21 protein-coding genes are annotated in these 24,169 nt (G+C 63.9%); 14 read left to right on the top strand and 7 right to left on the bottom strand.

All coding sequences use genetic code 11. The features are described 5' to 3' along the window. Positions 1–92 precede the first annotated feature (92 nt). Positions 93–716: a PRC-barrel domain-containing protein gene (locus ACQ4WR_RS16675; protein ID WP_436488545.1), complete on the bottom strand. Its 624-nt coding sequence runs from the start codon at positions 714–716 to the stop codon at positions 93–95. A gap of 239 nt (positions 717–955) precedes the next feature. On the opposite strand from ACQ4WR_RS16675, the gene ACQ4WR_RS16680 reads away from it, so the two are divergent. Continuing rightward, positions 956–2,212 (top strand): extracellular catalytic domain type 1 short-chain-length polyhydroxyalkanoate depolymerase, encoded by a 1,257-nt coding sequence (locus ACQ4WR_RS16680; RefSeq protein ID WP_436488547.1) that lies wholly within the window; start codon positions 956–958, stop codon positions 2,210–2,212. Between the two features lie 7 nt (positions 2,213–2,219). Here ACQ4WR_RS16680 and ACQ4WR_RS16685 read toward each other — a convergent pair whose 3' ends face one another. Next, positions 2,220–2,450: a hypothetical protein gene (locus ACQ4WR_RS16685; RefSeq protein WP_436488549.1), complete on the bottom strand. Its 231-nt coding sequence runs from the start codon at positions 2,448–2,450 to the stop codon at positions 2,220–2,222. A 106-nt stretch (positions 2,451–2,556) separates the two neighbouring features. Here ACQ4WR_RS16685 and ACQ4WR_RS16690 point away from each other — a divergent pair, with 106 nt between their 5' ends. Then, the gene (locus tag ACQ4WR_RS16690) at positions 2,557–3,771 is read left to right on the top strand and encodes an MFS transporter (protein WP_436488551.1); all 1,215 of its coding nucleotides are present in this window, start codon (positions 2,557–2,559) and stop codon (positions 3,769–3,771) included. 83 nt (positions 3,772–3,854) lie between these two features. Then, complete coding sequence (locus ACQ4WR_RS16695) at positions 3,855–5,900, top strand: GNAT family N-acetyltransferase (RefSeq protein ID WP_436488553.1); 2,046 nt, start codon at positions 3,855–3,857, stop codon at positions 5,898–5,900. Positions 5,901–5,963: 63 nt separating this feature from the next. Here the strand turns inward: ACQ4WR_RS16695 and ACQ4WR_RS16700 are convergent, their stop codons facing one another. Next, positions 5,964–7,229, bottom strand: coding sequence for a putative Na+/H+ antiporter (locus ACQ4WR_RS16700; protein WP_436488555.1), 1,266 nt, complete (start codon positions 7,227–7,229; stop codon positions 5,964–5,966). A 206-nt stretch (positions 7,230–7,435) separates the two neighbouring features. On the opposite strand from ACQ4WR_RS16700, the gene imuA reads away from it, so the two are divergent. From imuA to ACQ4WR_RS16720, 4 genes are all read left to right on the top strand, one after another. Then, complete coding sequence (gene imuA, locus ACQ4WR_RS16705; RefSeq protein WP_102296524.1) at positions 7,436–8,146, top strand: translesion DNA synthesis-associated protein ImuA; 711 nt, start codon at positions 7,436–7,438, stop codon at positions 8,144–8,146. Continuing rightward, on the top strand, positions 8,076–9,563 hold the full coding sequence (locus ACQ4WR_RS16710) for a Y-family DNA polymerase (RefSeq protein ID WP_436488557.1): 1,488 nt from the start codon (positions 8,076–8,078) through the stop codon (positions 9,561–9,563). The genes imuA and ACQ4WR_RS16710 overlap by 71 nt, the downstream gene beginning before the upstream one ends. 203 nt (positions 9,564–9,766) lie before the next feature. Continuing rightward, complete coding sequence (locus ACQ4WR_RS16715) at positions 9,767–10,471, top strand: glutathione binding-like protein (protein ID WP_436488559.1); 705 nt, start codon at positions 9,767–9,769, stop codon at positions 10,469–10,471. Between the two features lie 84 nt (positions 10,472–10,555). Beyond that, the gene (locus tag ACQ4WR_RS16720) at positions 10,556–11,314 is read left to right on the top strand and encodes an alpha/beta hydrolase family protein (RefSeq protein ID WP_436488561.1); all 759 of its coding nucleotides are present in this window, start codon (positions 10,556–10,558) and stop codon (positions 11,312–11,314) included. Positions 11,315–11,486: 172 nt separating this feature from the next. On the opposite strand, the gene ACQ4WR_RS16725 is transcribed toward ACQ4WR_RS16720, so the two are convergent. Next, a complete protein-coding gene (locus ACQ4WR_RS16725) occupies positions 11,487–11,837 on the bottom strand; it encodes a hypothetical protein (RefSeq protein WP_436488562.1) in 351 nt (116 codons plus the stop codon). Between the two features lie 71 nt (positions 11,838–11,908). Next, on the bottom strand, positions 11,909–13,792 hold the full coding sequence (locus ACQ4WR_RS16730) for a M61 family metallopeptidase (protein WP_436488564.1): 1,884 nt from the start codon (positions 13,790–13,792) through the stop codon (positions 11,909–11,911). 194 nt (positions 13,793–13,986) lie between these two features. Between ACQ4WR_RS16730 and ACQ4WR_RS16735 the strand changes: the two genes are divergently transcribed. The 7 genes from ACQ4WR_RS16735 to ACQ4WR_RS16765 all read left to right on the top strand — a co-directional run bounded on the left by ACQ4WR_RS16735 (position 13,987) and on the right by ACQ4WR_RS16765 (position 20,737). Then, complete coding sequence (locus tag ACQ4WR_RS16735; RefSeq protein WP_436488566.1) at positions 13,987–14,448, top strand: Hsp20 family protein; 462 nt, start codon at positions 13,987–13,989, stop codon at positions 14,446–14,448. 305 nt (positions 14,449–14,753) lie between these two features. Next, a complete protein-coding gene (locus ACQ4WR_RS16740; protein ID WP_436488568.1) occupies positions 14,754–16,265 on the top strand; it encodes a Do family serine endopeptidase in 1,512 nt (503 codons plus the stop codon). Positions 16,266–16,362: 97 nt separating this feature from the next. After that, positions 16,363–17,022, top strand: coding sequence for a response regulator (locus ACQ4WR_RS16745; protein WP_071322464.1), 660 nt, complete (start codon positions 16,363–16,365; stop codon positions 17,020–17,022). Between the two features lie 2 nt (positions 17,023–17,024). After that, positions 17,025–18,359 carry an ATP-binding protein gene (locus tag ACQ4WR_RS16750; protein ID WP_102296183.1) on the top strand — a complete coding sequence of 445 codons (1,335 nt, stop codon included), beginning with the start codon at positions 17,025–17,027 and terminating at the stop codon, positions 18,357–18,359. Positions 18,360–18,453: 94 nt separating this feature from the next. Further along, positions 18,454–19,602, top strand: coding sequence for a pantetheine-phosphate adenylyltransferase (coaD, locus tag ACQ4WR_RS16755; RefSeq protein ID WP_436488570.1), 1,149 nt, complete (start codon positions 18,454–18,456; stop codon positions 19,600–19,602). A 187-nt stretch (positions 19,603–19,789) separates the two neighbouring features. Further along, positions 19,790–20,173 carry a DUF5071 domain-containing protein gene (locus ACQ4WR_RS16760; protein WP_436488572.1) on the top strand — a complete coding sequence of 128 codons (384 nt, stop codon included), beginning with the start codon at positions 19,790–19,792 and terminating at the stop codon, positions 20,171–20,173. A 63-nt stretch (positions 20,174–20,236) separates the two neighbouring features. Then, positions 20,237–20,737, top strand: coding sequence for a hypothetical protein (locus ACQ4WR_RS16765; RefSeq protein ID WP_436488573.1), 501 nt, complete (start codon positions 20,237–20,239; stop codon positions 20,735–20,737). Positions 20,738–20,800: 63 nt separating this feature from the next. Here the strand turns inward: ACQ4WR_RS16765 and ACQ4WR_RS16770 are convergent, their stop codons facing one another. Next, entirely contained in the window at positions 20,801–23,203 is a 2,403-nt protein-coding gene (locus ACQ4WR_RS16770) for a TonB-dependent receptor plug domain-containing protein (protein ID WP_436488575.1), read from the bottom strand. 177 nt (positions 23,204–23,380) lie between these two features. Continuing rightward, on the bottom strand, positions 23,381–24,166 hold the full coding sequence (locus ACQ4WR_RS16775; RefSeq protein WP_436488577.1) for a PhzF family phenazine biosynthesis protein: 786 nt from the start codon (positions 24,164–24,166) through the stop codon (positions 23,381–23,383). Positions 24,167–24,169 lie beyond the last annotated feature (3 nt).

A 24,169-nucleotide genomic window follows, 5' to 3' on the forward strand; every position in this document is an offset into this window, starting at 1 on the left:
CGGCTGCGCCGCTAATCCGACCTACGCCGACCTACGCCGACTTACGCCGACTTACGCTGTCTTGCCTCGTGCGGCCTTCGTCTGCCGCTCCCTCATGTGCGCTTGTTCAGGTCGTCGTCATCGCTGAGCGAGGAGCGTGAGCCGAGGTCGCCGAGGTCGCCGCCCTGGCTGCTGCCCATGCCGGCGCGGCTGCCGCTCATGGATGTGCCCGACATGCTGCCTTCGCTGCCCGATTGCAGGCTGGCGCCGCCGCGCAGGTCGCTGCCGGACTGGGAGCGGCTGCCTCCCATGCCCGCGCCACCGCCCATGCCGTAGCGCGAGGTGGTGCCGTAGAACTGGTTCATTTGCTCATTCCAGGCCTCGCTGGCCATGTCGGGCCAGTTATCCTTGTCAAAGCCGGGGGCGTTCTTCAGCTGTTCCTTGTCGACGTCGAGCAGGAAGCGCTTGTTGATGGTATCGAGGGTCAGGCGTTCCCAGGGTACGGCAAACAGTTTTTCTCCCATGCCCAACACGCCGCCAAACGACAGCACGGCATAGGCGATCTGGCCCGAGCGCATGTCGAGCATGATTTCCTTGATGTCGCCCAGTTCCTCGTCGCTGTGATTGTAGACATCGTCGCCGATCAGGGTGTCGGCTCCCATCAATTCCGGCCCCGGGCCATCGTTGTCCCTGTTGTTGCGGTACATGCCCAAGATGTCGCGGTCCAGATAGCTCATGGTGGTTTCTCCTGTAAAAGTGGTGCGGATCGAGTTCACAGATTAAGCATGTGCCCGAGGCCGTGTTTGATCTGCCTCAATGGTGCCAGCGGCACTTTTATAAGCGTGCAAACGTACGGTGCCGCAAGCCAATTGCGGTACTCTATGCGTTCACCGGAGGAGCCGCACATGCTGATCACGCGACGATGCACAGGAATGAACTGGCGGTATGCTCCACAACCCAGCGTGGACGCTGGCCCATGGTAAAGCCCGCGACCACGTGGCTGCGCGGGCTGTTACGTGCTGGAAAGGCGCAGCAGCGCACGGCCACCAAGCTGGCCAAGGTGCTGTTCGGTCCCATGCCCGCCAAGGCCAAGCCGGCAGCCAAGGCCAAGCCGGCAGCCAAGGCCAAGCCTGCATCCAAGTCCAAGCCCCGCAGCAAGGCCGTCAGCGCTGTCAAGGCCAGCGCCAAGCCGCGTGCCAGGCCAGCCAGCGAGGTGGTGACGCGCTCCGCGGTGCCGGCCCTGGCACCCTTTGCCACGCCTCTGTCGCCGTCCCGCGTGCGCAAGAAAGCGGCGCCGGCGCCCGGGAAATGGCTGGCGGCCCACTATGCGCCCCTGCCGGAGCTGGGGCAGTTGCCGGGTCGGCGCCTGCCGTATTTCCTGTATCTGCCCGACAAGCCGCCCAACGTGGCCATGCGCAGCCGTGGCCGCCCGCTGCTGGTGATGCTGCATGGCTGCGAGCAGAGTGCCACGCAGTTTGCCGAGGGCACGCGCATGAACCGTCTGGCCGAGCGCAAGGGTTATGCGGTGCTGTATCCGCAGCAGTCGCTGCGCTCGCACGCGCGCCGCTGCTGGAAGTGGTACGACAAGCCGACCCAGGAGGGCGGCGGCGATGCGCGCCTGATCGTCGGCGCCATCGAGCAGGTGGTGTCCCGCCACGCGATCGACCGCGCGCGCATCTATATCTGCGGCATTTCCGCCGGCGCCGGCATGGCGCATATCGTGGCGCTGAACCATCCCCACCTGTTCGCCGCGCTGGGTCTGCATTCCGGCCCCGTGTTCGGCGCCGGGCATAATTTGATCGGCGCGCTGCACGTGATGCAGCACGGCGCCAGCGGCCGCATGGACGCGGCCATCGATGAAGTCCTGGCGCGCCAGCCCGCGTTTCCCCGCCTGCCGACGATGCTGCTGCAAGGGCAGGATGACAAGGTGGTACGGCCCGTCAATCAAACGCAGCTGGTACGCCAGAGCGTGCGCGTGAACCGTCTGCCGTTTGATACCGTGGTGACGGTGCGGCGGCTGCCGGCCAGTGCGGCAGGCGGGCGTAATCCCGCGCATGCGTATGCCCTGCATGACTACCAGGTCGGCAAACAGCTGCTGCTGCGCGTGGCGCAGATCGAGCGCCTGGAACACGCCTGGAGCGGCGGCGACGCCAGCCTGCCCTTCAACGACAAGGCCAAGCCCGACGCCAGCAAGCTGCTGCTTGATTTCTTCGCCGGCCAGCGCCGCCGCTAAGCCACCGCTAAACCTCCGGTAAGCCGGCGCTGCGTGCCGGCGTGGCCGGCATTGGTACGCACGTTTCCTTTCCTGCTGGCAGCACCAGCCCTGCCGCCGCGCTTTCGCGCACGCGCGGTATTTGGCCGCCTTCCCCTTTTTTCGCTTGTTTTTGGTATGCGTCCACATCGTGCATTTTTGCGGAATTGGTATTGCTGCGGTATTTGAAAACAATTAAAAAAGGCGTAAAAAATGGCAAGTGGTATACAATTGGTATATGTTTTCAGTGCCAGAGAGTGCTTGTCCTGCCATGCGCCGGCAGGCGGCCGGCACTGGCGGCAGCCACCCACGTCACGGAACGCGCCATGTCCATCAAGTCGAAGCAACTGCTGTGGTTTTTTGCCTTTTTTCTCGTCTTCGAGCTGAATATCTATTTATCGAATGACATGATCATGCCGGCGATGCTGAGTATCGTCGACGAGTTCCAGGCGGACAAAAAATTCATTCCCCTGTCCCTCAGCCTGTACTTGCTGGGCGGCAGCTCCCTGCAGATTTTCCTCGGGCCGCTGGCCGAGCATGTCGGCAAGCGCAAGCTCGTCCTGGCGGGCAATACCTTGTTCCTGCTGGCCACCCTGGCCGTGCCATTGACCGCGTCGATCGAACAATTCCTGCTGGCGCGCTTCGTGCAGGGCATGGGCTGCTGCTTCGTGTTTGTCGGCTATGCCATGATCCATGAGCTGTTCGACGACATGACGGCCGTCAAGCTGAGCAGCATCCTCTCCAGCACCACCATCCTGGCGCCCCTGGCCGGCCCCATCCTTGGCAGCGCCATCATCAGCCAGCTGGACTGGCGCTATGTATTTGTCCTCTCGGGCTTGCTGGCGCTGCTGTCATTGCTGGGCCTGTTCAACAGCATGCCGCGCACCCCGCCGGCCGTGGCGCGGCTGGACCTGGCCGCCATCGTGCGCAGCTATGCGGCCATTTTCAGCAATGGGCGCTTCATGTTCGGCATGTTTACGGCCGGGCTGGCCACCGTGCCCCTGACGGCCTGGATCGGCTTTTCCCCCATCTTCGTGCTGCAGGAAATGCGCGCGTCGTATGCCACCTATATCGCCCTGCAATGCGTGATCCTGTCGGGCTTTGTGCTCAGCAGTATCGCCATCCAGCGCCTGCGCCAGGATTTCCCTTTGGTCTGTTTGCTGCGCCTGGGCGGGCTGATCGCGGCGGCCGGCATGCTGGGTGCGGGCGTGTTCCGCCATCACGTCGACGTGTTTGCCGCCTGCATGTTCATTTATTCCCTCGGTTTCGGCCTGTTCAATGGCGCCCTGATCCGCAGCGCCATTACCGCCAGCAAGGAGGCGATGACCTTGACGACGGCCGCCATGAGCTTGCTGTACTGCATTTATCTGTCGGCCTGGCTGCAGCTGTACAACCTGCTGTGCCAGCGTTTCGGCTATGCGCTGGAAACGTATGCGCTGCTGAACATGCCGGTGATTCTGATCATCGTTGCCTGCCTGCTGCTGTTTACGCGCGGCATGGCGGGACGTGGGGAAAGCGAGGTGCGGCTGGCCCGGCATTGATGGCGCAACGATGCGCGTGTTGTTGACGTGGAATTCCCTCATACGAAGTTTACCTACACTCTCCTGTGGAAGATGGTGCGTTCATGAAAATAGATGACCTGGCCTCAAAACATGATCAAGTAACGATTTTTAACCTGGAATATGAGTTTCGCATCAACAAGCTCAAACTCGATTTCATCAAGCTGGCAGATGCCCGCCACGGCGATCCCGGCTCCGGCCGTACGGCGCTGGCCGAAGAGCACGAGGCTGGCATCGCCTCCCTGCGCGCCTTCATCGCCGCCAACTTTACGCATTTCAATGCGGCCAGCTGTTCTTCGCTGAGCGCCATCCCCACGCGCGCGCTGGGCGACGACGAGCGCTATTTGCACCGCATCTGGATGGGCGGCCCGCTGCCGGCCATCGCTGCCGAAGCGATTCAGCAGTGGGGCGCGGCGCTTGACGAGGTGCGCGATCACGGCGGCGCGCCGTATGTTTCCATCCTGTGGGTGTGGGATGCGGCCCAGCTGCGCAGCGATCCGCGCTTCAGCCCGACGGGCGGCGCGGGGCGCTACACGATAGGCCGCTATGCGATCGGCGGCACGACCCTGCACATCAACTCGCTGCGCGCGCTGGCGCTGGATTTCGCGCCGCAGCGCTTCGGCATCCTCGACACCCTGCATGCACAGCGCTATTTCGCCACCCTGTCCGATTATTTCCGCATCCTCATCGTGTGCGAGTACGGCGGCATCTATATGGATGTCGATACGATTCCGCATAACCCGGCGACGATTTTCCTCATGAAGCCGGAAGTGCCCGATTATTTCCAGCAGAAGCAGAAGCAGGAGGGCGATGGCGCAGGCCGGCAGCATGTCAGCTGGATGAATCTGTTTCTCGATGAAACGGGCGTGCTGATCGCCCGCAAAAATGATGGCGCGCTGCGCTTGATCCAGCGTAATGTGAACCGCGCCTATGCGGGCATCGCCGGCGAGGTGCCCCGTTCCTGCCCGCAATTCGAGGCGCGCCTGTTCGGCCAGTTCTATGCCGAGTGGAAACAGCACCTGGGACGCACCATGCTCAGCCATGCCGAGTTCTACCAGCGCTATTGCGTGCTGTACGACGGTACCCGGGAAGCGGTGGTGGGCGGCATCCGCGGCATGCGCCTGCTCGACGATATCATCACCGAGGTGCACCTGCCCCTCAGCGTGGAAGAGCGGCGCGCGTATGTACGCTGCATTGCCACCTTGGACGATATCGACTGGCAACTGGACGACCCTTTGAACCTGGTCAATATCGTCGACGTGTTCGATATCGAGGAAGTGCCGCGCATGGCTTACGCGGCCCAGCTGCGCTCGGACATCGAACATTTCCATTATTACTCGGTGCTGTCGGACGACCCGCAGCTGGACAGGGTCAACAGCATCTTTTGCCGCTACCTGCTGGCGCACCGCTCGCGGCATATTGCTGATGGCGCCTTCTGGCGCCCCACCGTGGGCCGCCATGCCCGCCGCCTGCCGGCCGCCAGCGCTGCCGTGCCCGAGGAAGAGGGCCAGGCGGACCTGCTGTCGCATGCGCCGCTCAGGCTGGTGCCCGGCAGCCTGCTGGACGAGGAGGCAAAGAACCGCATGGCCAAGCTGCTGTTCGCCACCAGCTATCTTGAATACTGCTCCTTCGGCAATAAACTCAATCTGCAATTCGTGGAATTGCAGCGGCGGCAGAATATCGACCCGTATCTGGCGCATATCCATGGCTTGCACGACGAGGACGGGCGCTTCATCGGCTTCTTCACGGCCGCCACCATGGACGAGTTCCAGGCTTGCGGCGCCGTCTCCTATTACCGCGATGACATGAAGGCGCTCGACGAGGCGTATGACCAGTTCGTGCTGCAGCACGCGCGTGCCGGCGACTGCTTCGTCAGCAGCCTGGCCATCGATGACAAGTACCGGGGGCAGGGCTTGTTCAAGCAGATGTTCAATGAAATCCGCGACCTGGCCAGCCGCAAGGGCTGTGGGCGCATCAGTCTGACGGTGTGGGAAAAGAGCGAAGCCTTGCAGGTGTATCTGCACAAGGGCTTTCGCAGCGTCGGCACCTTCGACTATGCCTACAGCCTGTTCTATGACCGCCTGCATTTCCTCGTCCATGACGGGAACTGAGGAGGGTAACTGAGGAAGGAAAATGAGGGGGCAGGGGCGGCCGCAGCCGCCCCGCGATGCGGTTTACAGGGCCAGGAAGGCCAGGCCCGCCACGGCGGTGGGCAGCAGGGCGCCCGCCAGCAGGCCGATGGCGCCGATCGATTCATCCTTGAAGCCGCGGCGCAGCAGGGACACGCCGGCAGGGTTCGGCGCATTGGCGATGACGGTCAGGCCGCCACCGGCCACGGCGCCAGCCATCAGCATGTATTTTGCTTCGTCCGTCATGCCGACGATCAGCGAGCCCAGGTAAGTCAGCGCCGCATTGTCGGTGATGGCCGTCAGGCCCAGGGCGCCGAAGAACAGGGCCAGCGGCTTCAGGCTGGAGACGATGGGCTGCAACCACCATTGCTGCATGCCGCCCAGCACCACCAGGCCGCCCAGGAAGAAGCCGACGAGCAAGCCTTCCTTCAGGATCAGCGGGCTTTGATAGCGCTCGTACGCCTGCACGAAACCGAGGAAGAACAGGAACAGGCCGATGAACAGCACGGGGTGGTGCGCCAGTGTCACCACGCCGGCCAGCACGATCATGTGCACGAGGCTGACGGCCAGCGGCACTTTCGGCGCTTCGACTTCACCGGCCTTTGGCTTGATGTCGGAGGTATTGCTGTGCAGATATTTGCGCAGCAATATGCTCACGCCCGTGGCGTTGACCAGCACGGCGATGGCGGCCTTCCAGCCGAAGTGGCTGGCCATGTAGGCGCTGTCCCAGTTCCAGGTGGTGGCCACCATCAGCACGGGCGGCGCCGCATACGAGGTCAGGGTGCCGCCGATGGAAACGTTGACGAACAGCACGCCCAGGGCGCCGTATTTCAGCCATTCAGGAATGCCCGGGCGGAAGATTTGCGGCGCCAGCATCAGCGCGGCCAGGGTCATGGCGGCCGGTTCCGTGATCAATGAGCCCGTCAGGGGCACGAGTGCCAGGCCCAGCCAGACGAGCGCCAGTTCCGTGCGCAGCGGCATCACGCGCGCCACGCCTTTGAGCAGGCGCTGCACGGCGTCGAGCACGGGGCGCGAGGCGGCCACCACCATGACGACAAAGACGAACAGCGGTTCCGTGTACTGGCGCGACTCGGCATACTCGATGGCCGCATCGCCGCCCGAGACGAAGGCCATGATGATGATCAAAATGAAAGCCCAGAAGCCGAACACGACTTCCACTTCGCCCAGCAAATGCAGCAGGCCCGCATGGCGGGGGTGGCGCCGCGACAATGTTTCAAAAGACTTGGCGGCGAAGGTGTGGATGAGCGCAAGGCCGAAGACGATGGCGCTGATGATTTGGATGGTGGTCAAATGCGTTTCCTTATGGACGGAGAAAGCCGCCCGGTACATTGCCGAGCGGTAAGGAGAGTGCTTATGGTACAGCAATCGATGCCGGAAACGGGGTTTTTCGGACATGCCGGAACGGCCCCCGGGCAGATGATATACAGATAAGCCTTGCCAAAAGCGGGTCTGGATAGTACTGTATATGCATACAGTATTCATCTCTCTATTCAATCATGCAACATTCCCAATTGATGGCGTCGCCGGAAGCCTTGCACCCGTCTTTATGGCGCGCATCGCAGCTGGGGCAGGGCGCCACGCGCTGCCTGGACACGGGCTTTGCCACGCTGTCGGCACAGTTGCCTGGCGGCGGCTGGCCCAGTGGCAGCCTGATCGATTTACTGGTGCAGCAGCCGGGCAGCGGCGAATTGCGCCTGCTGGCGCCCGCGCTGGCGCAATTGACGGGACAGTCCATCGTGCTGTTGCAGCCGCCCCATCCGCCGCAGGCGCTGGCCCTGGCCGCGCAAGGGCTGGCGCCGTCGCAACTGCTGTGGCTTAAAAGCGCCAGCAGCAAGGATGCCTTGTGGGCGGCGGAAAATATCTTGCGCAGCGGCAGTTGCGGCGCCTTGCTGTTCTGGCAATCGCAAGTGCGCGCCGACAGCCTGCGCCGCCTGCACCTGGCGGCACAAGGCGGCAATACCCTGTTCTGCATGCTGCGTCCCTTGCACGGCGCGCAGGATGCCTCGCCGGCGCCTTTGCGCCTGTCCGTGCGCCCGGCCGCCGGCGGCATCGAGATCGGCTTCATCAAGCGCCGGGGACCGCAGCGCGATGCGCCGTTGTTCCTGCCCCTGCAACCTCCTTCTTTACTGCGACGCCATGCGACTCTGGATCGGCCTGTGCCTGCCCCGGCTCCCGCTCGAAGTGTTTTGCCCGCGCTGGTCGGCTGACCAGCTGGGCGTGGTACTGGAGCAGGAGCAAGTGATGGCCCTGTCGCCGCTGGCGCGGGAGGCCGGCATCAAGCCGGGCATGCGGCGTGCCGGCGCCCTGATGCTGGCGCCGCAGGCGCGCCTGCACGAACGCTCGCCCGAGCTGGAAGCGCAAGCGCTGCAGGCGGTGGCGCTGGCGCTGCTGCAATATTCGCCACTGGTGGCGCAGGGCGAGGAAGCGACCCTGCTGGTGGACGCAGGTGCCAGCCTGCGCCTGTTCGGTGGCGTGCGCGCCCTGTGCCGCAGCATCGCGGCCAGCTTGCGTGCGCTCGGCTACACGGGCGCGTTGTCGTGCGCCCCCACGGCGCGCGGCGCCTGGCTGCTGGCGCGCGCTCCTACGCGCCGGGGCCGGGTACTCGGCATGGACAGCCTGGCGCGCCGCCTCGACGCTTTGCCGTGCGCCCTGCTGCCGCCCGCGCGCCCCTACCTGGACTGGTTCGAGGGTATCGGCTGCCGCACCCTGGGGCAGCTGCGCCACTTGCCCCGGCCCGGCTTGCAGCGCCGCTGCGGCGCGGCCCTGCTGGACATGCTCGACGATGCGCATGGCCACAGCACGGAACTGTTCGTCTGGCTCGAAGCGCCGCCCACGTTCCGCGCCAGCCTGGAATTGTTCGACCGCGTGGAACACGCCGACGCGCTGCTGTTTGGCGCGCGCCGCCTGCTGCAGCAAATGACGGGCTGGCTGTGCGCGCGGCAATTCGCCGTCGAGCGCATCCAGCTGCTGCTGGCCCACGGGCGGGGCCGGGTGGCGCGTCCGCCCACCGTCATCGACCTGGCGCTGGGCGAGGCCGTCTGGCGCGACGAGCACCTGGTGCGCCTGCTCAAGGAGCGCCTGGCGCAGCTGGTGCTGGACGCGCCCGTGATCGGCCTGAGCCTGGAAGCGCTGCAAGTGCAGCCGATGGCGCCGCCCAGCGACAGCCTGTTTCCCGAACCGGGCGGCACGCCGCAGGAGCGCCAGCGTTTGATGGAATTGCTGGTGGCGCGCCTGGGCAGCGAGAATGTCTTGCAGGCGGCGCCGCGCGCCGATTACCGTCCCGAGGCGGCCAACCAGTGGCTGCCGCTGCCCACCAGGCCGGCAGGAAAAAGCGCGGCGCCGGACTTGCCGCCCGGCTTGCCCGGCATGCCCCGTCCCGGCTGGCTGCTGGCGCAGCCGGTGGCCCTGCTGATGCGCGAGCACCGGCCCTTCTATGGCTCCCCCTTGAAAATGGTGTCTGTTGCCGAGCGCATCGAGGCGGGCTGGTGGGGCCAGTCGCAGGCGCGTGATTATTTTATTGCCGAAGGGCTCGACCACGCCCATTACTGGGTCTACCGCGAACGCATCGCCGGCAGCGGCGAAGACGCGGCGCCGCGCTGGTTCCTGCATGGCTTGTTTGGCTGAGGGCCGGCCGTGGCAAGCCGGCACAAGCGGGCCGGCACAAGCTGCCTGGCGCAGGCAAGTTGGGACAGGCACGTTGGGACAGGCACGCCGGGGCCGGCCAGTTTCAGAGCTGCCCAGCAGAAGCGCCGAGGCTTGGCTATACTTGCCGGCATCGTTCCGCGCGCGGTATCCCGGCGCAGCGCCGTTCACCTGAAAGGATTTCCATGTCACAGCTTTCCGATTTCCCCATCACCCAGAAATGGCCTGCCCGGCATCCTGAACGCCTGCAGCTGTATTCGCTGCCCACGCCGAATGGCATCAAGGTTTCCATCCTGCTGGAAGAAACGGGCCTGGCGTACGAGCCGCACCTGGTCAGCTTCGAGCGCAACGACCAGACATCGCCCGAGTTCCTGTCCCTGAATCCGAACAACAAGATCCCCGCCATCCTCGACCCGGACGGTCCCGGCGGCCAGCCGCTGGCCCTGTTCGAGTCGGGCGCCATCCTGCTGTACCTGGCCGAGAAGACGGGCAAATTTATCCCGCAGGATGCGGCCCTGCGCTATGAAACCATCCAGTGGCTGATGTTCCAGATGGGCGGTATCGGCCCCATGTTTGGCCAGGTGGGCTTCTTCCATAAATTCGCCGGCAAGGACTACGAGGACAAGCGGCCGCTGGAACGCTATCTGGGCGAAGCGAAGCGCTTGCTGGGCGTGCTGGAGCAGCGCCTGCAGGGCCGTGACTGGATCATGGGCGAGCAGTACACGATTGCCGACATCGCCATCTTCCCGTGGGTGCGCTGCCTGGTGGGCTTCTATGGCGCGGGCGAACTGGTCGGCTTTGCCAACTTCCCCAACGTGCAGCGCGTGCTCGATGCCTTCCTGGCCCGGCCAGCCGTCATCAAGGGTGTCGACATCCCCCGGCGTGACTGATATCGGCCTGCCTGCGGCGGTGGCCGGACGGCGCTAGAATACGCCTTTGGCCGCCCTGTGCGGCAGCTTGAGACCTGATCCTGTATGAAATCCACCCGGCAAGACTTTCCCGGCGCGCATGGCCATGTGCTGGCGGCGCGCCTCGATGCACCCGACGGCGCCATCCGCGCCTACGCGCTGTTCGCCCACTGCTTTACCTGCGGCAAGGACGTGCTGGCCGCGCGGCGCATCGCTCAAGGCTTGACGCAACACGGCATCGCCGTGCTGCGCTTTGACTTCACGGGACTGGGCGCCAGCGAAGGCGAATTTGCCGCCACCAATTTCACGTCGAACGTGGCCGACCTGGTCGCCGCCGCCGACTACTTGCGCGCCAGACATTCTGCGCCACAATTGCTGATCGGCCATAGCCTGGGCGGCGCCGCCGTGCTGGCGGCCGCGTCGCACGTGCCGGAGGCCACCGCCATCGCCACCCTGGCCGCGCCCAGCACGCCGGCCTATGTGACGCGCATGTTCAGCGGGCACCTGGAGCAAATCGCCGCCGAAGGCGAAGCGCTGGTGCAGCTGGAAGGGCGGCCCTTCCGCATCCGCCAGCAATTCGTCGACGACGCGGCCAGCCACAGCTTAAAAGAGCACATCGCCGGCCTGCGCCGCGCCCTGCTGGTGATGCACGCGCCCAACGACACGACGGTGAGCCTGTCGAACGCGATGGATATCTTTACGGCCGCCAAGCACCCGAAAAGTTTCGTTTCGCTCGACGACGCCGACCATCTGCTGACGGGCCGCGATGACGCGGCCTATGTGGCCAACGTCATCGCCGCCTGGAGCGCGCGTTATATCAGCTAAGCGCTTACCCATCAAAAACGCCGCGGCAGCAGAAGCTGGCGCGGCGCGGATGGTGTCGATCTGGTCGAATAAACTGAGTGCTTGAAAAATGCCCATGGCTAGGCGCCTTGCCGAAGGCAGTACGAATGTACGACGAGGCACGGCAACAACGCCATGGGATTTTTTCTGGCGCTCAGTCTTCGTCGAACTCGGCCGAAAGATCCTTCCAGCCCTTGCTCGCCGCAAAGGCCGAAAACTCTTCCGGCGCTTCCAGGACGATCAGTTTCTTGTCTTGCAGGCCCAGGTCGCCATGGCCGAAGTCGGGACCGACGTAGCCGAGGCCGCGCAGGCGGGCCAGGATGTGGCCGACCAAGGTCTTGTCCTTGTAGGCGCCCGCTTCGAGCGGGGCGGCGAAATCAACGTACACGTCGATGATGCCGTAGCCTTCGTCGAAGATGCGGATGGCCTTGATGTCGTGGGCACGGCCGGAGCCGTCGGTGGCCTTGAAGGGGCCGCTGAGCTGGATGTCGGTATCATTGTTCATGCTGGCAGCATACACCAAAAGCCGGCCCCGCATAGGGCGCGCGGCGCAAAATTGCCCTTGATATGCCTGTCTCAGCGCGGCTGCAGGATGGCCGACAATCGGTCGCGCGTGCCGGCGATGCGCTCCAGCTGCGGATACTTCAGGCCGCCGTGGTAGTCGAGCGCCACCGTCTGGAATTGCTTGCCCTTGCGCACCAGCAAGTTGATCGGCTGCGGGCTGGCCCTGGCCGCCTGGATCGCCGTTTTCAGCAGCTTGGGCGTGTAGGCCGTGCCATTCACTGCCAGCAAGGTGGTGTTGCCGGACAAGCCAGCCTTGAAGGCGGGGCCGTCCCACAGCACCTTGCCCAGCTTGCCATCCTTGTCGATGCTCAAGCCCAGCGAGTACGTCAGGTCCGTGCTCTTGCTGCGTTCCTCATTGGCTTTCAGGAAGGGCGTGGGGGTGTCGCGGTAGACCAGTTTCCAGCCGGCGCGCGCCAGGCCGTCGAGCGGCGCACCGGGGCCGTGGCCGTCGAGGCGCGTGCGCAGGAATGTTGCCCAGTCGTGCGGCTGCACGGCGTTCAGGGCGGCCACCACATCCTCGAAGGTGTAGGGCAGCGGCGTGGTGCTGCCGTCCTGCACGCCGAAGAAGGCGCGCGCGAAGTCATCGAGCGAGCGGCGCTCGCCGGACAGTGCGCGGATGGTGGTATCGACGTCGAGCCAGATCAGCGCGCCTTCCATGTAGTAATCCTCGTCGCGCTGCCAGCTGCTCCAGCCGATGGGGCGCCGGCCGTTGATGATGGGATCGTTGGTCGTATCCTGCATGGCGCGCCAGCTGCGTCCCGGCATCACGTCGTAATGGGCCGCCGTCGAGGCGAACAGGTCGCGCATATTGGCCGTGGCCACCAGGCCGGAGCGGGCCGCCAGCACATTGCCCCAGTACTGCGTCTGGCCTTCGTAGACCCACAGCAGGCTGTTTTGCAGCGGCGTGTTGAAGTCCGGCGTGTCCTGGCCGGCGGGGCGGCGGAACTTGCCATTCCACGAATGCGTCAGCTCGTGCGGCAGCAGCACGCGGCCTGCCTCGTTCCTGTCCCACTCGCTGAAATAGCCGGGCTTGACGCCGTTTTCGCTCGACTGCATGTGCTCGCGCCCGATGCCGCCGAACTCGTCGCTCAAGGCCAGCAGGAAATCATAGTGTCGGAAGTGGCGCGCGCCGAACAATTTGTAGGCTTGCTGCATCATCGCGCGGTGTTTCTCGATCTGCTGCGGCGAAGCATCCAGGCTGTCGGCGCTGTCGGCCATCACGTTCAGGTGCACGCGGACCCTGGCGCCCGGGTCGAGGTCGATGCGCTCGAAATGGCGCCCGGCAAAGACGGGCGAGTCGACCAGGGTGTCGAGGTCCAGCGCTTCGAAATCGACTTGCTGGCTGGCCGGCGTGGCCGTCCGCGCACGCACTTCCAGGGCGCTGGCAAATTCCCAGCCGGCAGGCAGGGTCAGCGATGGCTGCACCATGATGTCGCGCGCGGGTCGTCCGGCCGGATACATGGTCATCGCATGCCATTGCACGCCCAGCATGGCGTTCGTCATGGTGATGCGGCCCTGGCTGGTGTCCACGGGCGAAAGGAACTGGTATTGCGCCTCCACGGCAGTGGCGCCGGCCGGCACGTCCACGTGGAAGGCGAACATGTTGACGCTGTCGCGCTGCCACTCCAGCGGCTGGCCATTGGCGGACAGGCGCAAGCCGGCCAGCTGGTTCAGCGGGCCGCTGGGGCCGTGGTTGCCGGGTACCCATTGCGGGTACAGCAGGGTCAGCTTTCCGGGCGCGGCGGGAATGCTTTCACGGATGCTGAACAGTTGCTGCGCCACATTGCTGGCATCGACATGCAGCACGATGGGCGCTGTGCCGGGCGAGGCAGCCTGGGCGCCAATGGAAACGAACAGCGAGAAAGAAAAGCTCAGCAGGGAACGGACGTAGGGCATGGGGCGAGGCGGCGGGAAGAGTAAAGGCCGAGTCTAGCATTCTGTAAAAATTTCTTACAAATTTGGCGCCGACTGGGGCGTTTTTCGCCGATTTCAAGGCCTTGAAGGCGGGTGCATCGTCCTTAGATTGGTAGCAAGCGGATGCTCATGGTGAGGTCCGCGATACTTATCGCTTAACTGAAAGGATAATCATCATGCGTAATTTTGACCTTGCTCCTCTGTATCGTTCCGCCATTGGCTTTGACCGCCTGGCACAGCTGCTCAACGAACAGCGCGCCGATGCACAGCCCAGCTATCCACCATACAACATCGAACTGGTGTCGGACGATAAATACCGCATTGTGATGGCATTGGCCGGCTTCTCGCGTGAAGAGATCGATATCATCACCGAACGCGACTCGCTGCACATCACCGGCCGCAAGCAGAAAGATGGCGTTGAACGCACCTTCCTGCACCGTGGCATCGCAGCCCGCGATTTCGAACAGCGCTTCCAGCTGGCCAACCATGTGAAGGTCACGGGCGCCACGTTTGAAAACGGCATGCTGACCATCGACCTGGTGCGTGAAGTGCCCGAAGCGCTGAAACCGCGCAAGATCGAGATCGAAAGCGGTGCCGGCAATACGGTCAGCGCACTGGAACAGCGCCAGGCAGCCTGATCTGATCTGATCTGATCTGAGCTTATCCTCAGCCAGCGCCACGCGCTGGCACCAGCGGGAGGGTTCCCGCCCTCCCCATGCAGTAAAATACTGGCCGGTTTATCCGGCCAGTGTTGCGTCTGCACCTACGCCAGCACGCCGCCTTGCGTCACTTTCCTGGCGACGCCACAGAGGCGGCGCGCGCAAGATTAAGCCATGCTTAAAGGCGCAAATGCCTGTTTCCAAATGGAAAAATGTTAAGCACAGCCTAAGACTCGTGGCCCACTATTGCATACATCAAAATCTCATTCAATGAGGAGCAATTCATGGAACAGCAAGCCAATACCACATCGTTGAAAATCAAACGCACCGTAGCCGCGCTGGCCGCGATCGGTGTGCTGGGCGCCGGTGGCGCCATGGTGGTGCATCAAAACAATGCCGGTGCGAATGCGGCAGCGGCCGCCGCCGCGCCCGTGCCTGCCGCCGTGGCGCCTGTCGCCGCCGCGCCACTGGTGGCCTTGCCCGACTTCAGTCAGATCGCCGCGCGCAACAGCCCGGCCGTCGTCAACATCAGCGTCACGGGCAGCACCAAGGTGGCCTACGACCCATCGGCCCAGGCTGGCAACGATGACTTCGGCAACGATCCCTTCTTCGAATTCTTCCGCCGCTTCCAGGGTCCGCAAGGCGGGCAGCGCGGCGGCCGCGACGTGCCTACGCACGGCCTCGGCTCCGGCTTCATCGTCAGCCCCGACGGCATCATCATGACCAACGCCCACGTGGTGCGCGATGCGCGTGAAGTGACCGTCAAGCTGAACGACCGCCGCGAATTCCGCGCCAAAGTGCTGGGCACCGATCCGAAGACCGATATCGCCGTCTTGAAGATCGACGCCAACAACCTGCCCATCGTGCCGCTCGGCCATTCGAGCGACCTGAAAGTGGGCGAGTGGGTGCTGGCCATCGGTTCGCCGTATGGCTTCGACAGCACCGTGACGGCCGGCGTCGTCAGCGCCAAGGGCCGTTCCCTGCCGGACGACAGCAATGTGCCGTTCATCCAGACGGATGTGGCGGTGAACCCAGGCAACTCGGGCGGCCCGCTGTTCAACACGCGCGGCGAAGTGGTGGGCATCAATTCGCAGATCTACAGCCAGACGGGCGGCTTCCAGGGCCTGTCGTTTGCCATCCCGATCGATCTGGCCGGCCGTATCAAGGACCAGATCGTGGCCACGGGCAAGGCCAGCCACGCCAAGCTGGGCGTGACGGTGCAGGAAGTCAACCAGGGCTTTGCCGACTCGTTCAAGCTGGCCACGCCGGAAGGTGCGCTGGTGGCCAACGTCGAACGGGGCAGCCCGGCCGACAAGGCGGGCCTGAAGTCCGGCGACGTGGTGCGCAAGGTGAATGGCCAGCGCATCATCGCCTCGGCCGACTTGCCGGCGCTGGTGGGCACTTCCTTGCCTGGCGATAAAATCAGCATGGATGTCTGGCGTGATGGCAAGATCGTCAGCCTGTCGGCAACCTTGGGCAATGCCGCCGACAAGGTGGCCGAAGTGGCGAAAAGCGATGGCGCCGCCGGCAAGGTAAAACTGGGACTGGCCCTGCGTCCGTTACAATCGGATGAAAAACGCGAGGCGGGCATCAGTGCCGGCCTGCTGGTGGAAGACGCGGGCGGCGCGGCGGCGAATGCCGGAGTGCAGCCGGGCGACGTGTTATTGTCGGTGAACGGCCGTCCCGTCAACACCGTCGAGCAAGTGCGCGACGTGGTGGAAAAATCCGCCAAGTCGGTGGCCTTGCTGATCCAGCGGGGACCGGACAAGATTTTCATTCCCGTGCGTTTGGGTTAATGAAGAAGCAAACCCAAGGCCAGATGCTGGGGTCGAACCCTCAGGGGGCGACCCCGGTTTTTCGCCTTTGGGGTGAAAAATAGAACAAGGAGCAGCCATGCGGCTATTGCTGGTAGAAGACGATACGATGATCGGCGAGGTGGTGCTCGATCTGCTGCGCGCCGAGCATTACGCGGTGGACTGGGTCAAGGACGGCGACATGGCCGATACGGCCCTGCAGACGCAGACCTACGACCTGGTGCTGCTGGATCTGGGTTTGCCGCGCAAGGATGGCCTTGACGTGCTGCGCTCGATGCGCTTGCGCAAACTCGACACGCCGGTGCTGGTGGCCACGGCGCGCGACGCCGTCGAGCAGCGCATCGCCGGCCTGGACGCGGGCGCCGACGATTATGTGCTGAAACCGTATGACCTCGACGAACTGCTGGCGCGCATCCGTGCCCTGCTGCGGCGCGCCTCGGGGCGGCCGGAACCGATTTTCGAACACCAGGGCGTGTCCATCAATCCGCTGACGCGCGAAGTGATCGCCGACGGCCATCCGGTCAACCTGTCGGCGCGCGAATGGGCCGTGCTGGAAGCCTTGATCGCGCGTCCCGGCATCGTGCTGTCGCGCGCGCAGCTGGAAGAAAAGCTGTACAGCTGGAAGGATGAAGTCAACAGCAATGCGGTGGAAGTGTATATCCATGGCTTGCGCAAGAAGCTGGGCAGCGACCTGATCCAGAACGTGCGCGGCCTCGGCTACATGGTGCCCAAGGCATGAGGATGAAGGTCACGGTGACGCACTCGCTGCGCGGCCGCCTGCTGTGGTTTTTGCTGGCGGCCATCATCATGGCGGCCCTGGCGCAAGCCTCGATCGCCTACCGCAGCGCCCTGTACGACGCCGACCAGATTTTTGACTATCACATGCAGCAGATGGCCCTGTCGCTGCGCTCCGGCGCGCCGCTGGCCAACCATGCGCAAGCCTTGCCTGCCGATCCCGTCAACAACGACATGGTGGTGCAGGTGTGGACGCCGGACGGCGTGCAGGTCTTCCGTTCGATCACGCGCGCGGAACTGCCGCAGCGCGCCGTGCTGGGCTTTTCAAATGTAAAAGCCAACGGCACCACCTACCGCATCTTTTCCGTGCAAACCAGTTCCCAGACCGTGCAGATCGCCCAGGACATGGCCGTGCGCAAGCGCATGGCCGGCAGCCTGGCGCTGCGCACGGTGGGACCGATCGCGCTGATGGCGCCTATCCTGATGCTGGTGGTCTGGTGGGTGGTCAGCGGGTCGCTGGCGCCCGTCTCGCGCGTGCGCAAGCAGGTGGCGGCACGCCAGGCGGACGATTTGTCGCCCGTCTCGGAAGCGGGCCTGCCCGACGAAGTGCGGCCGCTGGTGCATGAATTGAACCTGCTGTTCGGGCGCGTCAAGACGGCGTTCGACGCGCAGCAGCATTTCGTCGCCGACGCCGCGCATGAACTGCGCACGCCGCTGGCGGCGCTGAAACTGCAGGTGCTGAGCCTGGAGCGGGCCGAATCGGAAGAAAAGCGCAGCCTGGCAATCAGTCGCGTCAGCGCCGGCATCGAGCGGGCCACGCGCCTGGTCGAGCAGCTGCTGGTGCTGGCGCGCCAGGAAGCCAGCGCCGCCAGCGGCGACCAGCTGCAGGCGGTGGACTTGAACGATGTCGTCAAGCGCGCGCTGGGCGACATGGCCGGCATCGCGCAGGCACGCAAGATCGACCTGGGCCTGCATCACATGGACCCGGCCAAGGTGGCCGGCCAGGCCGACGCGCTCAACATCATGCTGCGCAACCTGGTCGACAACGCCATCAAGTACACGCCGCAGGGCGGCACGGTGGATATCGACCTGCGTGCCACGCCTGTCGGCGTGACCTTGTCGGTGGAAGACAGCGGCCCCGGCATCCCGCCCGAGGAGCGCGAGCGCGTCTTCAGCCGCTTCTACCGCGTGCCCGGCACGGACGCCAACGGCAGCGGCCTGGGCCTGGCCATCATCAAGGCCATCGCCGAGCGCCATGGCGCGCGCCTGGTGCTGGACAAATCCGAGCGCCTGGGCGGCCTGTGCGTGCGCGTGGAATTCCCGCAAGCCGTGAAAAAATAATGTTTTGATCACAATCTTTGGCATGTTGCATTGACGCGCGCGCCGCTGGCCTATATTGTCTGCGCAATAAGCATTCAAGCAAACGGAGCGCAGCATGCAGAAGATCGGCTTTTCAGGCACCCTCGACCCCATCACCAACGGCCATATGTGGGTGATCGGCGAAGCGCGTTCGCTCGCCGACGAGGTGATTGTTTTCCTGTCGCAAAACCCCGCCAAGAAGCCGCAGTTTCCCGCCGAGGACCGCAAGCGCATCATCGAGCAGAGCGCGCGCGAGTGCGGCTGGGACAATGTGCAGGTGGTCATCGTCAAGGGCGACTACACGGCGCGCGCGGCGAAAAAGCATGGCTGCGACTACCTGATCCGCGGCATCCGCACGACGGCTGATTTCGACTATGAAAACCTGATCCAGCAAACCAATGTGGACGTGCTGCAGGGCGCCAAGACCATCTTCGTCATGCCGCCGCGCGACCTCGGCTCCGTCAGCTCCAGCTTCGTCAAGGCGCTGGAAGGACCGGTCGGCTGGAACTGGACCATGAAGAAATTCGTTCCCGGCCCCGCCTACCAGGCGTGGATACTCGACTGCCTGCGCAAGGAGTGGGAAGCGCTGTGGAATTACGCCACCGCGTCCGAAGCCGACATCACGCTGTTTGACCACTGGTTCGCGCACCTGACGGGGCCGCAGGCGTATGGCGGCGCGGACCGCCACTATCACAACCTCGACCACCTGGTGCATGGCCTGTCCGAGATCCGCGTGTGGGCCGACAATACCTATGCGCCCAAGCGCGACAGCGCGCTGGTGAAAAAGGCGTTCTGGTTCCACGACGCCGTCTACAGCCACGACGAGGACGCGCTGTATTCCAGCGAAGAGGCGAGTGCGCAGCTGTGGCTGGCCAGCGGCCTCGACGCGGGCGACAACCTTGATGTGGCGCAGCTGATACGCGCCACCGACCATTTCCAGGGACCCGGCATCAGCCACGCGCTGAAGGATGCCATGCTCAGTGCCGACCTGGCCATCCTGGGCCAGGATGACGAAGTCTACCAGGCCTACACGCAAGCGATCGGCCGTGAATACGCGCATGTGGACGCCGTGCGCTTCAATCAGCAGCGCGGCCTGGCCCTGCGTCACCTGTGCGGCAAGGCGCAGGCAGGGCAGCTGTTTGGCGATGCGTACTTTGCCAACCAGTACAACGAGCGGGCGATCGAGAACATGCAGAAGGAAATCGCGGCGCTGGCGGCGGGCTAATGCTAAATAAAGGCAAACGCTGTGGAGGATGCCTGCTGGCAGAAGGGTTCAAGCCAGCGGAAAGGAGCCGGGGTCAGACCCGCCGGGTCTGACCCCGGATCTTGACCAGTTCTTGCTGTTGGGCTGACATCAAATTGCGTTGTTGGCAGGTGCGTGGCGCTTGCCAGCCAGGAACCGACACATCACTATGAAGACTGCCCTGCAGCCCCTGCTGCCGCGTGACAAACACGATACCGATACGGCCGCGGCGCTCGTCGCGCTGGGCTGGGAACAGGTGGAATGTGTCGCGCCACAAATGCTGGAATGGATGCAAGACAGCAACTGGCCCGTTGCCGCTGTCTTGCGTCCCTTTCTGGCGGCGCAGGGCGCCCGTCTTGCGCCCCACGTCAAGCCGATTTTCGCCACCGCTGACGATGTGTGGAAGTATTTCATCCTGGCCGGCATCGTGCGCCAGTCGCCGGAACTGGCCTCCGCGCTCGGCGCTGAACTTGCACGCATGGCCGGTAGCCCGACAGCCGGCGAACGGCTGGAAGGCGTGGCGGCGCAAGCGCAGGAAATTTTGGCGGGCTGACAGCGATTACCTGCCACGGCCAGGCGCCGGTATTGCAATGAATAAATGACAGGTATTTTTAGTATGGACAAAGAACTGCGCCAGCTCCTGGACGATCACATGCATGACGTGCCCAGGCTTTACCAACTGGCAGGCGTCACACCGGCCACCATCCAGCGCCATATTCTTGACGGGATGGCGGCCACGATTGCCGAATCTGATTGGGAGGCCCAGTACACCTTGCTCGCGATGGCCAGGACGGTCGCGCATCCGGAGGCCAAGGCTGACCTGCTCGGCAATCTGCTGCTCATGCCTGGCCACGCAGTGCACCAGGAAGTCACGCGCGAGATGCAAGACCTGGCCAGCCCGTCGAGCGTGGCCTGCATTCGAGCCGTGCTGGAAGGCGGTTTTGATTTCCTCGAATACACGTGTTCTGAAGATGAGGTCATTGCGAAATGGTTCAGCCATGCGCTGGCCAGCATCGGCACGCCGGAAGCCATCGACCTTATCAGGGAGTTCGCGGCCTCGGACAATGCCGGTATCGCCGGTGAAATGCGCTACCGTCTTGCGCGGCTCGGTCGCTGAGCCTTGACAATAACAGCGGCTGCCCGCACTGGCGCAGCCGCTGTTGTCATGCCGTAGGCAGGATCAGAATTTCACCCACAGCCGGCCAAAGTACGAGGCGCCATTCAGGCCGAACTGCACGCTGTCGTATTTGAAACCGTTATCCGTTTCATCCGCGTTTTGCGTGGTGGGCTTGACGTTGAAGATGTTGTTGCCGCCAAAGGTCAGCTTGGTGTTCTTGCTGATGCTGTAGGTGAAGCTCAGGTCGGCGGACGTCTTGGCCTTGTAGCGGGCGTTCGGTACGCCTTCGGCCGTGCCGCTGAAGGTGCCCAGGGTTTGCGGGCCGAAATAGATGATGCGCAAGTCCGATTCCAGCTTGCCCGTGATGTAGTCGAAGCCGACGGTGGCTTTGGCGCGCGGTCCGCCCTGTTCGATGAACAGGCGTTCGCGCTCGGACAGCAGCACGTCTTCATAGCCTTGTAGCGAGTCCGGCGTCTTGACTTTCGTCACTTCCGTTTTGCTCAGGTTCAAGGCCAGGAAGGTGTTCAGGCGGTTGCCGGCCAGCTCGCCCTTGTGCGACGCCGTCAGGTCCAAGCCACGCGTGCGCGTGTCGATGGAGTTGACGAAAAATTGCGCTTCGCCCACGCCGAGCGTGGCCAGGCGCGCCGCCAGGTCAGGATAGTTGTCGGCATTGAAGCGGCCCGACAGCACGATGCGGTCCTTGATCTTGATGTTGTACAGGTCGGCCGTGACGGAGATGGCTTGCGTCGGCGTCCAGGTAGTGCCAAAAGTAAAACTGGTGGATTTTTCTTCTTTCAGCTTGGGAATGCCGGCCGCGTTGGCGACGGCGCCGCCATTCGGCGCCAGCACCACGTCGGTGGGTACGCCGCCGATGAAGTCGGTGAAGGTGGATGAGAAATACACTTGCTGCAGCGATGGCGCGCGGAAACCCGTGCTGGCCGAACCGCGCAGCAGCACGTTCGGCGCCACTTTATAGCTGGCGGCCAGCTTGCCCGTGACGGTGGAGCCGAAATCGCTGAATTTTTCATAGCGCAGGGCGGCCTGGGTTTTCAGGCGCTCCGTCCAGTCCAGTTCCACGTCGCCATACGCGGCGATGCTGTGGCGTTTGGCCTTGGTGGCGTCGCCTGGCTGGAAGCCGGGGAAGCCCTGGCTGCCCGCGTTGCCGCCCACGCCGACGCCGTCGGCGTCGATGTAGGAGCCTGCTTCGCCGGCCATGATCTTGTATTCCTCGCTGCGGTATTCGGCGCCGAAGGCCACGTTCATACCGCGCATCACCGTATCGTAATAGCGGCTGAAATCGGCATTGCTGGTCAGCTGCTGGAACGAGAAACCGCCCGCGTCATAGCTGCTGGCGCTGACGCCCTTGCCGCCGTTCATCAAGTCGAGGTTGGCGATGGAGGCGTTCAGGGTATGGCTGATGTCATAGCGCATCTTGTTGTAGCCATAGGTTTGCGAGAAGTCCGCATGCCATTCGCCGATCTGGCTGCGGTGGCCGATGGTGGCGTACTGGTCATCGATCTTGCCATTGATGAAGGGTACGAAGCCGTCCGGATACATGGCGGCCGAATTGCGCGATGGAATGTCATCGCTGCCGATGCCGCCCCGGCCGAATGCGGCGCTGGACGCGTCGCGCGTTTGCGCGCCCGCCGTGAAGTACAGCTTGCCCGTGCCGCTGGTGGCGTAGTCGCCATTCACGTACAGGGTTTTGTTCTTGGACTTGGTGTCGCCGATGATGCGCATGCTGTCGGAATCGGCCCGGTTCGAGCGGCCCCGGTCCAGGTATTCGCCGGTAATCGCAAGGGTGCCCTTGTCGCCCAGCGCGATGCCGCAGTAGGCGGAGGTCAGGTAATTCTTGCCGTCGCCTGCCGAATACTGGCTGTAGCCGGCCACCGCTTCGCAGCCCAGGCTTTTCTTCAGTTCGATGTCGATCACGCCGGCAATGGCGTCCGAGCCGTACTGGGCGGCGGCGCCGTCGCGCAGCACTTGCACGTTCTTGATCGCCAGCAAGGGAATCGCATTCATGTCCGTACCCGTATTGCCGCGGTTGCGTGCGCCGAACAGGTTGACGAGGGCCGTCGTGTGGCGCCGCTTGCCGTTCACCAGCACCAGGGTCTGGTCGGAGCCGAGTCCGCGCAGGGCGGCCGAATCGATCAGGTCGGCACCATCGGCGCCCGTCTGGCGCGTGGAGTTGAACGAGGGCGAAATGTATTGCAGCGATTGCGCCAGGTCGAACTGGCCGCCTTGCTCTGCCACCTTGGAAATGGGGATGATGTCGACGGGCACCATGGTGTCCGTGGCGGAACTGGCGACACGACGCGAACCGACCACGCTGACCGTTTGCACGGGGCCTTCCGTAGCCACGGGGTCGTTGCTCTGCGCCATGGCGGCGGGGCTGAAGGCGGCCAGGGCGGCGCTGCCGTACAGGCTGGCAAGGACTGCTTTACGCAAGGTGGTGAGTGTCGGCACGCAGTATCTCCAAGTGGCTGATGAGCAAGATTCGTGACTTGATTCTAGTGCCATCATTTCATCATCCACCAGCGATACTTTGTTTTGTTATTACAAATTTGCCGTAACTGTTGTTTCCTGGTTGATTATCTTTTGCTCAATGGATGGCTTGCTTCGCGCTGGTGCGCGCTGCCCCGTTCAGGTGCTGCCCTGCACCATGCCGCCCACGCGGATTTCCCCGCGGCTGTATTGCACTTCGATCAGACACGGTTGTTGCGTCACATGGCCCTGGTGCAGGCTCAATGAGCGTTGCAGATGCCATGCCAGCGCCCCTGCCGCCACGCCCGTGGCGCTGTCTTCCTGCGCCGGGTCGAGGTGGTTGAAATTGCGCCCTTCGTAGGTGTTGTTGCCCGTGCGGCAATACGCATAGCAGCCGCTGACCTGGTGCAGGGCGCTCCAGTCGGCGATCAATTCCAGGTTCGGCCGCAGCGCGCGCAAGGTGGTGCGGTCGGCCACTTCCAGCAGCAGCTTCGGGCTGCCGACGGAAGCGACCACGGGGGGCGACAGCAACTGCACGTGCTGGCCCATCAGTTCCGACGGCACATATTTTTCCACCGTGACGGCAGGCGCCGGCTGCGGCGCCAGGCTGATGAACAGTCCCTCCGCGCTGCGCAGCAGTTGCAGGGCTTGCCCGCGCATGGCGGTGGTGACCGTCAAGGTGGCCGGCGCACCGGGCGGCGTCAGCAGCACATGCGCGGCCGCCAGGGTGGCGTGCAGGCACAGCGGGCTGCGTGTGTGCGGATAAAAATAGTCGAGCACCACCATGCCATCCGCCTGGCGGTCGATGAAGACACAGGCGCTGACCTGGCGTTCACGCGCAAAGCGCTGGCGCTCCGCTTCGCTGCCGCCGTCGTTTTCCACGACCAGCGCGGCATTGCCGCCGCCGGGTTCGGCGCCGAAACATTTCAGGAGATGGACGATCATGGT

Origin of the sequence: Janthinobacterium amylolyticum (genome assembly GCF_051380655.1) — a bacterium.
GTDB lineage: Bacteria > Pseudomonadota > Gammaproteobacteria > Burkholderiales > Burkholderiaceae_D > Janthinobacterium.